The following is a 13770-nucleotide window of genomic DNA, read 5'->3' as shown; positions in this document are numbered from 1 at the left end:
CAACACGCGGGGGGCGGTCGGGATTCCGCCGCCTCAGGGAGCCGGGGCCGGAGGGTCCCGGCGGTCCCGAGGGGCCTCGGGCGCCTCGTACGAGGCCATGTAAGCGGCCGTCTTCTTCCTGGCCCGCAGCCAGAACCAGAGCGCGAGGGCCATCAGGACGAGCGGGATCAGTCGGGTCATAGCGGGGCCGTTCCCATCCAGGCGGAGTGACAGATCAGTGCGGCAGGCTCGCCGGGCTGCCGCCGTTCGCCTCGAATCCGGCGACGGCCAGCGCCCGGTACACCGTGTACTCGGCCGCCGGGTCGGAACTCTGGGTCCAGGGCAGGGCACCCACGTGCCCGTCGATGTGGACGAACTGGTGCACGGCCTCCGACCAGCGTTCCATACGGACGAGGAAGAGGACCAGCAGGTGCCGTACGTGGGCGAGCACCGGGTCGTCCGCGCGGGCCGCGTGCACCGCGAACATCGCACCCTCGACCGCCTGTGTGACGACGGCGCTCCGGTAGAAGCCCTGCACGAGATTGACCTCCGGAAGGTGCTCGTACACCGCGAACAGCGGCAGCGCGGCGAGCAACGAGCCCTGCGGGGCGCGGGCGGCGGCCGCCGTCGCGAAGCGGGCGGCCTCCTCGCGGGAGCCGTGCCACTTCTCGCACCAGAAGTGCAGGGCGGCGATGTGCGCCCCCATGTGCGCGGGCGCCCGGTCGATGATCTTCGCCCAGAGCTGGTCGAACTGTTCGGGGGAGTAGCCCAGTCCGCGGGCGACGGCCAGTTCCACGATGGAGGGGATCGGGTCGCCCGGAGCCAGCAGGGCCGCCTCCCCGCAGACCGTACGCGCCTCCTCCAGGATGATGCGGAAGTCGTCGGTGCCCACGGTGCCGGTGCGCCATGCCTGCTGCACCAGGAACTCCGCGTGCACCGCCGCGGCGCCCGCGTCCTTCGGGGCCTCGGCCCGCCAGGCGCGCAGCCACGCCCCGCCCTCGCCGGGCCGCTGCGCCAGCTCCAGGGAGGCCGCACCCGCGAACGCCTGCACGCGCTGCCAGCGCGTCTCGCTCTCCTTGGGCGTACCCGCGAGCAGCTGGGAGGCGGCCCGCCAGCTCTGCGTGCCCTGCACGACGTCCAGGACGTCCAGGAGGTCCTGGTCGGGCCCCGGCAGCCGGACGTCCAGCTCCTCCTGCCGTACGAAGCCGTAGGTGTCCGGGTCGGCCGCGTCCGGTGATCCGGGCGCGACCTGGCGGATACCGCCACGGCGGCGCAGCATGATCGGGCCGGCGACCGCTGCGAGCATGCACAGCGCGAGCAGGAACCACAGAATCTCCATGCGCCCATTGTCCCCGGACGGGTACACGGACGGCGCAGTGGCCCGTGACGGCCCGTGTGACGAACTACGCTCGGGCCTCATGAGCGACCAGCACAGCTTCGAGACCCTCGCGATCCACGCCGGCAACACGGCGGATCCCCTCACCGGCGCCGTGGTCCCGCCGATCTACCAGGTGTCCACGTACAAGCAGGACGGCGTCGGCGGCCTGCGCGGCGGCTACGAGTACAGCCGCAGCGCCAACCCGACCCGTACCGCCCTGGAGGAGAACCTGGCGGCACTGGAGGGCGGGCGCCGCGGGCTCGCCTTCGCGTCCGGCCTGGCCGCGGAGGACTGCCTCCTGCGGACCCTGCTGACGCCCGGCGACCACGTCGTCATCCCAAACGACGCCTACGGCGGCACCTTCCGGCTGTTCGCGAAGGTCGCCTCGCGCTGGGGCGTCGACTTCTCGGTCGCCGACACCTCCGACGTGGCCGCGGTACGGGCGGCCCTCACCCCCCGCACCAAGGTCATCTGGGTCGAGACCCCGTCCAACCCCCTGCTCGGCATCACCGACATCGCGGCCGTCGCGGGCGTCGCCCGGCAGGCCGGGGTGCGCCTCGTCGTCGACAACACCTTCGCCAGCCCCTACCTCCAGCAGCCGCTCGCCCTCGGCGCGGACGTCGTGGTGCACTCCACGACCAAGTACATGGGCGGCCACTCGGACGTCGTCGGCGGCGCGCTCGTCGTCGGCGACCCGGACCTGGCCGACGAACTCGCCTTTCACCAGAACGCGATGGGGGCCGTCGCCGGGCCGTTCGACGCGTGGCTGGTGCTGCGGGGCATCAAGACCCTGGCCGTGCGCATGGACCGCCACGACGGGAACGCCACCAAGGTGGCCGACATGCTGACCCGGCACCCGAAGGTGACGCAGGTCCTGTACCCGGGGCTGCCGGAGCACCCGGGGCACGAGATCGCCGCCAAGCAGATGAAGGCGTTCGGCGGAATGGTGTCGTTCCGCGTCGAGGGCGGCGAGGAGGCTGCGGTCGAGGTCTGCAACCGGGCGAAGCTGTTCACGCTCGGCGAGTCCCTCGGGGGCGTGGAGTCGCTGATCGAGCACCCGGGCCGGATGACGCACGCGTCCACCGCCGGTTCCCTGCTGGAGGTCCCGGCCGACCTGGTCCGGCTCTCCGTCGGCATCGAGAACGCCGACGACCTGCTGGCCGACCTGACCCAGGCGCTCGGCGGGTCCGGCAAGTAGCGCAAGTCCTGCGTCCGGCGGCCGTGGACGTGTCCCGGCCGCCGGATGTGCGCGGTACGCCGTCAGACGGCGGCCTTCTCGTCCTCCAGAGAGGCCCTGACCTGCTCGCGCAGCTCCGGGCCGTCCGTGTGTTCGTGGACCGAGACGGCGTGTTCGGCGGCGGCCCGGACGACTTCGTCCTCCTCGCCCGAGATGGTGAGAGAGCAGCCGGAGACGCTCGGGTACTTACGGCAGTCGGCGATCTTCCGTGTCATGACGGCCTCCTCGGCTCGGGTGCCGTACCGACACTCCCAGCATAGAACCGCGACCAGGTCAGGACCGGACGAAACGGATCGGACCGCCCGGCGCGGCCCCCCGCCGGTGGGGCTCAGTTCTCCTGGGCCGGCTGGTGCGCGGCCTGCCGGGCCGCCAGCGAGGCGTTGAACCTCGTCAGCAGGGTGCAGAAGGTGTCGCGCTCCTCCTCGCTCCAGTCACCGGTCACCTGGTGCATCAGTTCGCGCCGCGACGCACGGACCTCCTCCAGACGTGACTGGCCGCGCGGCGACAGCTGCAGCACCACGGCGCGCCCGTCCTCCGGATGCGAGGTGCGCTTGACCAGCCCGGTGTCGACGAGCGGCGCGACCTGCCGGGTCACGGTCGAGGAGTCGATCCCCATGCCGGCCGCCAGCGCCTTGACACCCATCGGCCCTTCCAGGTCGAGCCGGTTGAGCAGCAGATACGCGGCCCGGTCCATCGAGTTGCGGACCTGGCCGACACCGCCGAGGCGGGTCTGCTCGGCACGGCGGGCGAAGACGGCCACCTGGTGCTGAAGAGCGTCCAGGAGGTGGTCGGATCCCGGATGTCCGGGGGTCGCGCCCCCGGAAGGAGACGCAGCAGTCGTCATGTCCTGAGGGGGCATGGCCGGGGGCTCTCTTCGTGCGGTGTCGGGTGGGTGGGGGACAGAGTACGCGGCCCGGGGGCAACGCGTACCAGGGCCGCGCAAACCCGTGGACACCCTCGCGGCCCCCATGAGATGCGACGGCCCCGAAGCCTGCGAGCTGCAAGACTTGCTGTCATGAGCTTCCGTACCCCGGGTCCTTTCCCCCCACTGATCCTCGACGACATCAGGGGGGCGCAGAAGATGCTGTCCGGGGTTGCCAGGACGACCGGCATGGAGGGCAGCCGCCACCTCACGGCACTGGTCGGCGCCCCGGTCCACCTCAAGTGCGAGAACCTCCAGCGCACCGGCTCCTTCAAATTGCGGGGCGCGTACGTACGCATCTCCGGCCTCACCCCCGTCGAACGGGCCGCCGGCGTCGTGGCCGCGAGTGCCGGCAACCACGCGCAGGGGGTCGCCCTGGCCTCCTCGCTGCTCGGCGTACGGTCCACGGTCTTCATGCCGGTCGGCGCACCCCTCCCCAAGGTGGCCGCGACCCGCGAGTACGGGGCCGAGGTGCGGCTGCACGGGGCGGTCGTCGACGAGACGCTCGCCGCCGCCCAGGAGTACGCGGAGGAGACCGGCGCCGTCTTCATCCACCCCTTCGACCACCCGGACATCATCGCGGGCCAGGGCACCGTGGGCCTGGAGATCCTCGAACAGTGCCCGGAGGTCCGCACCGTCGTCGTGGGCATCGGCGGCGGCGGGCTCGCCGCCGGGATCGCCGTCGCCGTGAAGGCGCTGCGCCCCGACGTCAGGATCGTCGGCGTGCAGGCGGCGGGCGCGGCCGCCTTTCCGCCCTCGCTCGCCGCCGGGCGTCCGGTGGCGCTCGGACCGGTGCAGACCATGGCCGACGGGATCAAGGTGGGACGGCCCGGCGACCTCACGTTCCCACTCGTCCAGGAGCTGGTGGACGAGGTCCGCACCGTCTCCGAGGACGAGCTCTCCAGTGCGCTGCTGCTGTGCCTGGAGCGAGCCAAGATGGTGGTCGAGCCGGCCGGCGCGAGCCCCGTCGCGGCGCTGCTGAGCGACCCGGAGTCGTTCAGCGGCCCCGTCGTCGCCGTGTTGTCGGGCGGCAACGTCGACCCCCTGCTGATGCAGCGGATCCTGACGCACGGCATGGTCGCGGCGGGCCGCTACCTGAGCCTGCGGCTCCGGCTCACCGACCGCCCGGGGGCGCTGGCCGCGATGCTCGCCACGCTGTCCGTCGCCGACGCCAACGTGCTCGACATCAGCCACGTACGGACCGATCCCCGGCTCGGTCTCACCGAGGCGGAGGTGGAACTGCACCTGGAGACCAAGGGGCCGGAGCACTGCGTGGAGGTCGCCTCCGCGCTGCGGGCCGCCGGCTACCTCGTGCGGGACTGAGCACCCGAGGCGGGTCCGAGCGCCGGAACCGGTCGTGGGCCGCGCCGTCCCGCCCTGGCACGCGCGCCGGGCCGCCCGTGCCTCCGGGCCGGGGGGCGCGGGCGAATCTACGATCGGCCGAGGAAGTCACCCGACAGCAACTGGGGGATCCCAATGCCAGGCGCCATTTACGCCGAAGGCCTGGTGAAGACCTTCGGCGATGTACGAGCACTGGACGGCGTCGACCTCGACGTACCGGAGGGCACCGTCCTGGGACTGCTGGGGCCCAACGGGGCCGGCAAGACGACCGCCGTTCGCGTCCTGACCACCCTCCTCCAGCCGGACAGCGGGCGGGCGGTCGTGGCGGGCATCGACGTGGTGAAGAACCCCGACGAGGTGCGCCGCTCGATCGGCCTCTCCGGCCAGTTCGCGGCCGTCGACGAGTACCTCACCGGCCGCGAGAACCTCCGGATGGTCGGCCAGCTCTACCAGATGAGCTCGCGGGACGCGAAGAGACGGGCCGACCGGCTGCTGGAGCGGTTCCACCTCGCCGACGCGGCCGACCGCACCGCCAGGACCTACTCCGGGGGCATGCGCCGCCGCCTCGACCTGGCGGCGGCGCTCGTCGTCTCCCCGCCGGTCATGTTCATGGACGAGCCCACCACCGGACTCGACCCGCGCAACCGGCAGCAGCTCTGGGAGGTCATCCAGGACCTCGTCGCCGGGGGCACGACCCTGCTGCTGACCACGCAGTACCTGGAGGAGGCCGACCACCTCGCCCACGACATCTGCGTGATCGACCACGGCGCGGTCATCGCCCGCGGCACCTCCGACCAGCTCAAGGCCCGCACGGGCGGTGAGCGCGTCGAGGTCGTCGTCCACCGGAGCGACCAGATCGAGCCCGCCCGCTCGGTGCTCGCCACCTACGGCAAGGGCGAGATCACCGTCTCCTCGCACACCCGCGAGTTGACCGTACCGGTCACCGGTGGGGCCAGACTGCTCGCCGAGGTCATCCGCGACCTCGACGCGCGCGGCGTGGAGATCGACGACATCGGGCTGCGCCGGCCCACCCTCGACGACGTTTTCATCTCCCTCACCGGGCACGCCGCCGAGCAGGCGAGGAACAACGGGCCCGGACCGGCCGAGGAGGCCCGCCAGGACCTCGAGGAGGACGTCCTGTGACCGCCGTCTCACCCCCGTCGGAGACCACCCCCAGGGTGCGCCGGGGCGCGCTCGCCCAGTCGGTCGTCGACTCCCTGGTCGTCGCCCGCCGGAACCTGCTCCGCATGATCCGGATCCCCGAGATGGTGGTCTTCGGACTGGTCCAGCCGATCATGTTCGTGGTGCTGTTCACCTACGTCTTCGGCGGCTCCATCAAGGTCGGCGCCACCATCTCGCCCCAGGCCTACCGCGAGTTCCTGATGGCCGGCATCTTCGCCCAGACCGTCACCTTCGCCACCGCGGGGGCCGGGGCGGGCATCGCCGACGACATGCACAAGGGGCTGATCGACCGCTTCCGTTCCCTGCCCATGGCCCGGGGCGCCGTCCTCACCGGACGCACGCTCGCCGACCTCGTGCAGACCGCGCTCACCCTCGTCGTGCTGGCGGGCGTCGCGCTGATCGTCGGCTGGCGCGTCCACGAGAACTTCGGCAAGGTGCTGCTGGGTTTCCTGCTGCTGCTCCTGCTCGGCTACGCGTTCTCCTGGATCGGCGCGCTGATCGGCCTCATCGTGCGCACGCCCGAGGCCGCCACCTCCGGCGGGCTGATCTGGCTCTTCCCGCTGACGTTCATCTCGAACGCCTTCGTGGACGCCAACCAGATGCCGGCGTTCCTGCGCACCATCGCCGAATGGAACCCCTTCAGCGCCACCGTGCAGGCCTGCCGTGTGCTCTTCGGCAACCTGCCACCCGGCTTCGTGACCCCGGACGCCTGGCCCATGCGGCACCCCATCGTCGCGTCGGTGCTGTGGTCGGTCGTCATCCTGGTGGTCTTCCGGACCCTCGCGGTCCGCACGTACCGCTCGGCCACCGGCTGAGCACCCGCACGGCACCACGAAGCCCCGGCCGCGCGCGGCCGGGGCTTCTCTGTGCGAGGGGCTGATCAGCCGGTGTAGGGCTTCGCCGAGATGATCTTCACGGAGGCCGTCTTCCCGTTCGGCAGCTCGTACTCGGCTTCGTCACCCACCCTCTTGCCGTTCACGCCCACGCCGAGCGGGGACTGGGGCGAGTACGTCTCGATGTCCGAGCTGGCGTATTCGCGGGAGGCGAGCAGGAAGGTGATCGTGTCGTCCGGGTCGCCGTCGAAGGCGATCGTCACGACCATGCCGGGCTCGACCACGCCGTCGTCGGCAGGTGCCTCGCCGACCTTCGCGTGTTCCAGGAGCTGGGTGAGCTGACGCACCCGGAGCTCCATCTTGCCCTGCTCCTCCTTGGCCGCGTGGTACCCGCCGTTCTCGCGGAGGTCACCCTCCTCGCGGGCCGCCGCGATCTTGACGGAGATCTCCGTGCGCGCGGGACCAGACAGGTACTCCAGCTCCGCCTTCAGCTGGTTGTACGCCTCCGGCGTGAGCCAGGTGACGTTATCGCTGGTCTGGGTCACAGGGTGCTCCTCGTCGGTACTGGGAATACAAAGCATCGCCCTACCCCAAGCATGCGCTGCCACGGGTGGGCGAAACCACGAGCCTAACAATTCCCCGCGAAAAGGGGGAGAAGGTAAACGGACGCTCGCGCGTCACCGCCGGCCGGCGCGGGTGCGGTGCGCGCCCCGCACGGCCCTCAGCCGTCGGCGGTGCAGGTCATCAGCTCCACGGCGGTCGCTCTGGACGTCGTGCGCAGCGCGACGACCCGGTCGATCCGCTCGGAGGGCTCGTCGAAGCGGAAGTCCTTGCGGGCCACCTCGCCGCCGTCCCTGCTCAGGGCGCGGACCGTGCAGTACCCCTCGGCGTCCCGCTCCTTGCGGACCTCGAGATGCGCCTCGGCCCGGGAGTCGGAGACGACGGTGGACTTGATCAGCTCGGCGCTGAGGTCCTGGCCGGCGACGTAGTCGTAACCGAACCAGCCGATCACGGTGAGGAAGAGCACGCCCAGCACGGAACCGGTGATCTTCAGCCCGCGGTCCGCGCGCTCGTCACGTGACCGGCCGTAGCGCCCGTCGGGCACGGCCTCCCGCACCGCCGTCATGATCGTTCCTCCCGTACCGGGGACCGAGGAATTTTCCACCCCCCGGTTCAGTCACTATAGAAGCCGACCACCGCGACCGATGACTGAGGACCGAGTCTTGACCGAGCAGCTGAGACTGATGGCCGTCCACGCCCACCCCGACGACGAGTCGAGCAAGGGCGCGGCCACCATGGCCAAGTACGTGTCCGAGGGGGTGGACGTCCTCGTCGTCACCTGCACGGGGGGCGAGCGGGGCTCCATCCTCAACCCGAAGCTCCAGGGGGACGCGTACATCGAGGAGCACATCCACGAGGTGCGCAAGAAGGAGATGGACGAGGCCCGGGAGATCCTGGGCGTCAAGCAGGAGTGGCTCGGCTTCGTCGACTCCGGCCTGCCCGAAGGCGACCCGCTGCCGCCGCTGCCCGAGGGCTGCTTCGCCCTGGAGGACGACGTGAAGGCGGCGGGGCGTCTCGTCGCGAAGATCCGCGCGTTCCGGCCGCAGGTGATCACCACGTACGACGAGAACGGCGGGTACCCGCACCCCGACCACATCAAGACGCACACCATCTCGATGATCGCGTTCGACGGGGCCGCGGACACCGAGAAGTTCCCCGAGACGGAGTTCGGTCCGGCCTGGCAGCCGCAGAAGCTGTACTACAACCAGGGCTTCAACAAGCCGCGCACGGTCGCCCTCCACGAGGCGCTGCTCGCCCGCGGACTGGAGTCCCCGTACGGCGAGTGGCTCGAGCGCTGGAAGGAGTTCGAGCGCGCCGAACGCACGCTGACCACGCACGTCCCGTGCGACGACTTCTTCGAGATCCGTGACAAGGCGCTGATCGCGCACGCCACGCAGATCGATCCGGACGGCGGCTGGTTCCGGGTCCCGATGGACGTCCAGCGGGAGGTGTGGCCGACCGAGGAGTACGAGCTCGCCAAGTCCCTGGTCGATACCTCCCTCCCCGAGAGCGACCTCTTCGCGGGCATCCGCGACAATGCCTGATATGTACGCGACCCAGGCACTGACGCAGCTCGTTCCGTTCGCCGCCGATGAGCTCGACAAGAACAAGGTGACCCCCGGCGTCCTCGGCTTCCTCGTCTTCGCGGCCCTCGCCGTGGGGGTCTGGCTGCTGATGAAGTCGATGAACCGCCACATGGGGAGGGTCGACTTCGAGGAGGCCCCCGACCCGGCAGAGAAGGCCGCCGCCGGGGGCGAGGGCGGATCCGGTGCGCAGACCGGGGCCGGCGTGAAGGCCGACGCAGCCCGCAAGGGCTGACACCGGGCAGGGTGCGGCACCGGCCCGGCGCACCTCGCCGGGCCCGTGCCGCGTGCTCCGCACCGGGCGGGGCGTCATGACCTGTGCCCCGCGGGTTCCGGGCGGGGCGTCACGGCCGTGCGCCCACCGGTACGCCCATCACCTCGCGGGCGTGCCGGGACGGGGTCAGCCCGAGGCGCCAGGCCTGCCAGCCGTCGTCCAGGTCCACCCCACGGTTGAGGACCACCCGGAAGGCCTCGGCGCAGTCCTCCAGACCGGGGTCCCGCAGCGGGTGCGCGTCCCGCAGCAGGTCCGCCAGCTCCTGCTGGGCCACCGCCGTGCCCACCTCGCTGCCGCCGGGGGAGGCGTACGGCAGCAGCGTGCAGCGCAGGAACGCCGCCCAGTCCCCGCCCCGGACGTCCCCGTACGAGGCGAACAGGGCGATCGCCTCGTCGCACAGCCGCAGTGCCTGTGCCGTGCGGTTGTTGCCGCCGTCGATCAGGGCCAGTTCCAGGCAGGTCCAGGCCTCGCCGTGTGCCACCCCGATCCGCCGGAAGTCGGCGCGGGCGTCCACCAGGAGCTGGCGGGCGAATCCGGAATTGCGGAGGTTGCCCGTCTGCGCGGCCCGCTGGTCACGGGTGACCCGCCCCGAGTGGTGGCGGGCGCACGCCAGCCCGTACACGTCCCGCATCCGGGAGAACATCGTGCGGGCCCGCTCCAGCTCCCGTACCGCCTGATCGGTGTCGCCGTCCTCCTCCAGCGCCTGCCCGAGGTAGTAACGCGTCCACGCCTCACCCCGCGCGTCCTCGTTGGCCCGGTGCCGGGCCAGGGCGCCGCGCAGCTCCTCCACCGCGGTGGCCGTGCCGCCGTTCCCCTCCATCAGCCGGGCGCGGGCCAGCTGGGTGAGGGCCCACGCCTCCCCGCGTTCGTCCTGTGTACGGCGGTACAGGTCCAGCGCGGTCGTCAGCTCCTCCTCCGCCCGCGCCACCTCGCCCATCCGCAGGCAGACCTGCCCGAGCTGGAAGTGCGACCACGCCTCGCCGTGCAGGGACTCGCCCTCGCGGTGCAAGGTGAGCGCGGTGTCGAGCAGGGAGAGGGCCTCGGCGATGTTCGCCCGGTCCCGCTCCACGGCGGCCAGGGCGTGCAGCGACCAGGCCCGGTCCTCCGCCTGCTCGTCGGAGGCCTGCAGGGCCAGGGCCTCCCGCAGGCGGGCCGAGGCCTCGGTGAGATTTCCCTGGTGGTGCAGCGTGATGCCCAGGGAGCACAGGGCCAGCGCGGCGCCCGCGTCGTTCTGCGCCTCCCGGTACAGGCCGACGACGGACGACAGCGTCGTGGCGGCCTTGTCGAGCTCGCCGAGCTGCCGGGCCGCGATGCCCGTGCGCCACTGGACCGACCGGTCGAGCAGCCCCTTGTCGACGGCCCGGGTGAGCTCGCCGATCTCGCCGAGCCGGTAGAGGTCGCCGCGCAGCAGGCAGTAGTCGCACAGAGCGCCCAGCAGGTGGAGCACCGCCCCCTGGTCGACGCCCTCGGAGTGCCGCAGCGCCGCGGTGATGAAGCTGGACTCGTCGTCCAGCCAGCGCAGCGCGGCGTCCAGTGAGCTGAAGCCGTGCGAGCCGAACTGGCCGGCCCGGGTCGACATCTTGCCGTCGACCATGCGGATCACGGCGTCGGCGAGCTCCGCGTAGTTCTGGACGAGACGCTCCTGGGCGGCGGTGCGGTCCGCCGCCTCCTCCTCGTCCAGCAGCCTGGCCAGCGCGAAGTCGCGTACGAGGTCGTGCAGCCGGTAGCGCGCCCCCCGTACGTGTGTGAGGAGCCCCGCCCGGCACAGGGCGTCCAGCAGCAGCCCGGCCTGCCGCTCGTCGGCCGACAGCAGCGACGCGGCGGCGGCGGCCCCGAGACTGGCGCGCCCCGCCAGCGCGAGGCGCCGCAGCAGCCGTCGGGCCTGTTCGGGCTGGTCGGTGTAGCGCAGCCACAGGGCCCGTTCGACCGGTCCGACCGGACCGTAGGCGCCGAGCGCGGTGGCGAGTTCGGCACGGGTACGCGTACCGAGGGAGGAACCCGCGACGCGCAGGGCCAGCGGCAGCCCGCCGCAGAGCTCGACGACGGCGTCGGTGGACGGGTAGTCGTACGGGCCGTCCTCCTCGCCCTCCGCCGCCTCCCTCAGCAGTTCCTCGGCGCCCGCCGCGTCCAGCCCGGCGACCGGCAGGTGGTACACCCGGGCCGGGACGTCGTCGGGGAGGGCGAGGGGCTCGCGGGAGGTGACGAGGACCAGGCTGTCGGAGCGCTCGGGGATCAGCGTGCGGACCTGGGCGGCGTCGGTGGCGTCGTCGAGGACGACCGTGACGGGCGTGCCCGTCAGGTGCTGGTGGTACAGCTCGCTCAGGCGGCGCACCTGCTGCTCGGCCGACGACCTTCCCCGGGAGCCCGGCTCCGCCCGGTCCGAGGCGGCGCTCTCGCGGAACAGGAGCTGGTCGCGGGGCGCGCCCAGCCGGTTGAGCAGGTGCAGGAGCGCGTCCCGGGTCGGCAGGGGTGTCTCCCCGGCCACGTCACCCCGCAGATCGACGACGCACGCCCCGCGGAACTGGTCCCTGAGCGCGTGCGCCGCGCGTACGGCGAGGGTCGTGCGCCCGGAGCCCGGCGCACCGTGCAGGACGACGACGGTCGGCTCGGTCGAGGTGGCGGCGCGGGCGGCGTGCACCCACCGGGCGATCTGCGCCAGTTCCGTCTTCCGCCCCGCGAACGGGCCCTCGGCGGCGGGCAGATGGCCGAAGGACTGTTCGAGGACCGCGCGGGTGCGGGCGGCCGCGCTGCGGTCCCCGCCCCGCAGTTGCGGCACCACGGAGGCGGTGGCTTTCTTCCTCGCGGGCCGGGCCGCCGCCGTCAGCACCCGCTGCTGGTCGAGGAACGGGCGGATGCCGCGTACCTCCAGTGCCGTCAGCCAGGCGAGTCTCAGCTGTTCGGGGCCTCCGGGCTGGTTCAGCGCGGCCGCCCGGCGGTGGGCGGCGGGCCGGTGCGAGGCGGTCACCCGGGCCACGGTCGCCGTCGTCCCCGCCACGGCTACCACCGCCCCGGCTCCCAGCGCCTGACCGGCCGCGGTGCCGAGCGCCAGGTCCGCGCCGAAGGCAGCGGCCGCGGCGACTCCCGTCACCAGCAGGGGCGTTCCCAGGACCGCACCGCTGAACCGCTCGGACAGCGGCTGCTTCCCCGCGTCCGCCGCGTCGAGTGCCCGGACGTAGGCGGCGTACTCCTCGGCCGCGCCCGCCGCCATGGCGTCCAGGTGGCCCCGTGCCCGCGCCAGGAGCGCGCCGGAGTCGGTCCGGCCACCGGTCCGCCGCGCCTCCTCCTCCACGGCGCGTACCAACAGCCTTTCGGCTTCCGCCCGATGGCTGTCCCGCATGCGTCCCCCTAGGTCCCGTGCGATGCCGGTCCGGCCGGCCCTCATGGCCACCCAGTGTCCTGCGTACGGCGCGTCGGCGCGAGAGAGCGAGGCGATCAGCCGGGTGGGGAGCCGCGTACGCGAGGAGTGGGGCATGGCCGAGCGACTCGCCCGGACCACCTTCCCCTACGGGTACGGGCCTTGACGCTGATCCGTGCGCCGCTCGGCACCGTGTTCGGTTCAGCAGTGCGCGAGGACTTCTCACGTGCTCCCGACATGACGGCCCGTCATGCCGCTGGCCTCGGTGATGCCGAAGGCGTACCGGTCGACCGTGGTGGTGCCGCTCGCCGTCATCCGCTTGCCCTCGTGGGCGATCGCGCCGAGTGTGAGGGCGATCGGCGGGTCGGATGCTCCGAGCGGTCGCGGACGACGACTGTCCGGGCGCTGTCGGTCAGATGCCGGAAGCGAGACTTCTCCGTCTTCAGATGGCCCCGAGATCGACCGTGACGGGGAAGGGCGCAGCAGTCTTGATCGCGCCGATGAACATCTCGCCGTCCCTGTACGCCTTGGTGGCGGGGTCGAGGACATAGGTGTAGATGATGGGGACACCGGTGGCGGCTTGCTCGACCCGCCAGTAGAAGGGGATGCCGGTCTTGGCGTACTGATCGACCTTGACGATCCGGTCTGTGGTCTCCGAGCCGGGCGACACCACCTCGACGACCAGGAGCACGTGCTCGGGGCGAGTGGGTGTGAGGTCGATGGTCTCCGCCCGGTAGACGGTGACGTCCGGACGGCGGTTGGTGAGGGGAACGTCCTGCAGGCGGACGTCGAAGTCCGTGTCCGCGTTCCAGGCAGGGCCCGCGGCTGCGTCCAGGGCATTGGCCAGGATCCGGGCCAACCTGTTGTGCCGTTTGGAGGCGCTCGGGCTCACGACGACCATCCCGTCCACGATCTCGATGCCGGCGCACTGCTCCTCGGACCAGGAGTCGTACTGCTCCGCGCTGATCTGGGTGTGCATCCACGCGGGCGCCACCATCTCGGCGGTCATGGTGTACCTCCTTCGAGGAGCCTCAGCACTCCCGGTGCTGCTGGAGCCAGCCTACTGTCCGCCGATGCCGGGCCGCCCGGCTCCGGCGGCGCACACCCGACCTGCCTGCCCGTTCG

General features: G+C 72.1%; 15 protein-coding genes. 7 read left to right on the top strand and 8 right to left on the bottom strand.

The annotated features are described in order from the left end of the window. Positions 1 to 33: 33 nt before the first annotated feature. Positions 34 to 180 (bottom strand): hypothetical protein, encoded by a 147-nt coding sequence (locus BA175_RS31115; RefSeq protein ID WP_175420798.1) that lies wholly within the window; start codon positions 178 to 180, stop codon positions 34 to 36. 34 nt (positions 181 to 214) lie between these two features. Continuing rightward, on the bottom strand, positions 215 to 1318 hold the full coding sequence (locus BA175_RS10250; RefSeq protein WP_069170993.1) for a hypothetical protein: 1104 nt from the start codon (positions 1316 to 1318) through the stop codon (positions 215 to 217). A gap of 79 nt (positions 1319 to 1397) precedes the next feature. Between BA175_RS10250 and BA175_RS10245 the strand changes: the two genes are divergently transcribed. After that, the gene (locus BA175_RS10245) at positions 1398 to 2555 is read left to right on the top strand and encodes a cystathionine gamma-synthase (RefSeq protein ID WP_069170992.1); all 1158 of its coding nucleotides are present in this window, start codon (positions 1398 to 1400) and stop codon (positions 2553 to 2555) included. Positions 2556 to 2617: 62 nt separating this feature from the next. Here BA175_RS10245 and BA175_RS10240 read toward each other — a convergent pair whose 3' ends face one another. Together BA175_RS10240 and BA175_RS10235 are read right to left on the bottom strand one after the other, a co-directional pair. Beyond that, positions 2618 to 2809, bottom strand: coding sequence for a DUF1059 domain-containing protein (locus BA175_RS10240; RefSeq protein ID WP_069170991.1), 192 nt, complete (start codon positions 2807 to 2809; stop codon positions 2618 to 2620). Between the two features lie 113 nt (positions 2810 to 2922). Beyond that, positions 2923 to 3453: a MarR family winged helix-turn-helix transcriptional regulator gene (locus BA175_RS10235; protein ID WP_069170990.1), complete on the bottom strand. Its 531-nt coding sequence runs from the start codon at positions 3451 to 3453 to the stop codon at positions 2923 to 2925. A gap of 156 nt (positions 3454 to 3609) precedes the next feature. On the opposite strand from BA175_RS10235, the gene ilvA reads away from it, so the two are divergent. The 3 genes from ilvA (at position 3610) to BA175_RS10220 (ending at position 6854) form a co-directional block, all read left to right on the top strand. Beyond that, positions 3610 to 4839, top strand: a complete 1230-nt coding sequence (ilvA, locus tag BA175_RS10230; protein ID WP_069170989.1) for a threonine ammonia-lyase — start codon at positions 3610 to 3612, stop codon at positions 4837 to 4839. A gap of 153 nt (positions 4840 to 4992) precedes the next feature. After that, positions 4993 to 6000, top strand: a complete 1008-nt coding sequence (locus BA175_RS10225; RefSeq protein ID WP_069170988.1) for an ATP-binding cassette domain-containing protein — start codon at positions 4993 to 4995, stop codon at positions 5998 to 6000. Beyond that, positions 5997 to 6854, top strand: coding sequence for an ABC transporter permease (locus BA175_RS10220; RefSeq protein ID WP_069170987.1), 858 nt, complete (start codon positions 5997 to 5999; stop codon positions 6852 to 6854). Before BA175_RS10225 ends, BA175_RS10220 begins: the two co-directional genes overlap by 4 nt. 65 nt (positions 6855 to 6919) lie before the next feature. Here BA175_RS10220 and greA read toward each other — a convergent pair whose 3' ends face one another. Together greA and BA175_RS10210 are read right to left on the bottom strand one after the other, a co-directional pair. Next, on the bottom strand, positions 6920 to 7417 hold the full coding sequence (gene greA / locus BA175_RS10215) for a transcription elongation factor GreA (RefSeq protein ID WP_069170986.1): 498 nt from the start codon (positions 7415 to 7417) through the stop codon (positions 6920 to 6922). 176 nt (positions 7418 to 7593) lie between these two features. Next, positions 7594 to 7998, bottom strand: a complete 405-nt coding sequence (locus tag BA175_RS10210; RefSeq protein ID WP_069170985.1) for a DUF4307 domain-containing protein — start codon at positions 7996 to 7998, stop codon at positions 7594 to 7596. A gap of 97 nt (positions 7999 to 8095) precedes the next feature. On the opposite strand from BA175_RS10210, the gene mca reads away from it, so the two are divergent. Next, on the top strand, positions 8096 to 8977 hold the full coding sequence (gene mca, locus BA175_RS10205; protein ID WP_069170984.1) for a mycothiol conjugate amidase Mca: 882 nt from the start codon (positions 8096 to 8098) through the stop codon (positions 8975 to 8977). A 1-nt stretch (position 8978) separates the two neighbouring features. Next, on the top strand, positions 8979 to 9251 hold the full coding sequence (locus BA175_RS10200; RefSeq protein WP_069170983.1) for a hypothetical protein: 273 nt from the start codon (positions 8979 to 8981) through the stop codon (positions 9249 to 9251). A gap of 109 nt (positions 9252 to 9360) precedes the next feature. Here BA175_RS10200 and BA175_RS10195 read toward each other — a convergent pair whose 3' ends face one another. After that, the gene (locus tag BA175_RS10195; protein WP_069172038.1) at positions 9361 to 12627 is read right to left on the bottom strand and encodes a tetratricopeptide repeat protein; all 3267 of its coding nucleotides are present in this window, start codon (positions 12625 to 12627) and stop codon (positions 9361 to 9363) included. 22 nt (positions 12628 to 12649) lie between these two features. On the opposite strand from BA175_RS10195, the gene BA175_RS31110 reads away from it, so the two are divergent. Further along, positions 12650 to 12811, top strand: a complete 162-nt coding sequence (locus BA175_RS31110) for a hypothetical protein (RefSeq protein WP_175420797.1) — start codon at positions 12650 to 12652, stop codon at positions 12809 to 12811. A 276-nt stretch (positions 12812 to 13087) separates the two neighbouring features. On the opposite strand, the gene BA175_RS10190 is transcribed toward BA175_RS31110, so the two are convergent. Beyond that, on the bottom strand, positions 13088 to 13654 hold the full coding sequence (locus BA175_RS10190) for a Uma2 family endonuclease (RefSeq protein ID WP_069170982.1): 567 nt from the start codon (positions 13652 to 13654) through the stop codon (positions 13088 to 13090). Positions 13655 to 13770: the final 116 nt, after the last annotated feature.

This window comes from Streptomyces griseus, from assembly GCF_001715295.1.
Classification (GTDB): Bacteria; Actinomycetota; Actinomycetes; order Streptomycetales; family Streptomycetaceae; genus Streptomyces; species Streptomyces griseus_G.
The sequence above is the reverse complement of the archived record's forward strand: the minus strand, read 5'-3'. Positions and strand labels throughout refer to the sequence as shown.

Excerpts from the sequence above, each read along its gene's own strand:
- BA175_RS10250 (WP_069170993.1), bottom strand. The coding sequence starts at position 1,318 with ATGGAGATTCTGTGGTTCCTGCTCGCGCTGTGCATGCTCGCAGCGGTC.
- BA175_RS10235 (WP_069170990.1), bottom strand. The coding sequence starts at position 3,453 with ATGCCCCCTCAGGACATGACGACTGCTGCGTCTCCTTCCGGGGGCGCG.
- ilvA (WP_069170989.1), top strand. The coding sequence starts at position 3,610 with ATGAGCTTCCGTACCCCGGGTCCTTTCCCCCCACTGATCCTCGACGAC.
- BA175_RS31110 (WP_175420797.1), top strand. The coding sequence starts at position 12,650 with ATGCCGGTCCGGCCGGCCCTCATGGCCACCCAGTGTCCTGCGTACGGC.
- BA175_RS10195 (WP_069172038.1), bottom strand. The coding sequence starts at position 12,627 with ATGCGGGACAGCCATCGGGCGGAAGCCGAAAGGCTGTTGGTACGCGCC.
- BA175_RS10245 (WP_069170992.1), top strand. The coding sequence starts at position 1,398 with ATGAGCGACCAGCACAGCTTCGAGACCCTCGCGATCCACGCCGGCAAC.
- BA175_RS10190 (WP_069170982.1), bottom strand. The coding sequence starts at position 13,654 with ATGACCGCCGAGATGGTGGCGCCCGCGTGGATGCACACCCAGATCAGC.
- BA175_RS10200 (WP_069170983.1), top strand. The coding sequence starts at position 8,979 with ATGTACGCGACCCAGGCACTGACGCAGCTCGTTCCGTTCGCCGCCGAT.
- BA175_RS31115 (WP_175420798.1), bottom strand. The coding sequence starts at position 180 with ATGACCCGACTGATCCCGCTCGTCCTGATGGCCCTCGCGCTCTGGTTC.
- BA175_RS10240 (WP_069170991.1), bottom strand. The coding sequence starts at position 2,809 with ATGACACGGAAGATCGCCGACTGCCGTAAGTACCCGAGCGTCTCCGGC.
- BA175_RS10210 (WP_069170985.1), bottom strand. The coding sequence starts at position 7,998 with ATGACGGCGGTGCGGGAGGCCGTGCCCGACGGGCGCTACGGCCGGTCA.
- BA175_RS10225 (WP_069170988.1), top strand. The coding sequence starts at position 4,993 with ATGCCAGGCGCCATTTACGCCGAAGGCCTGGTGAAGACCTTCGGCGAT.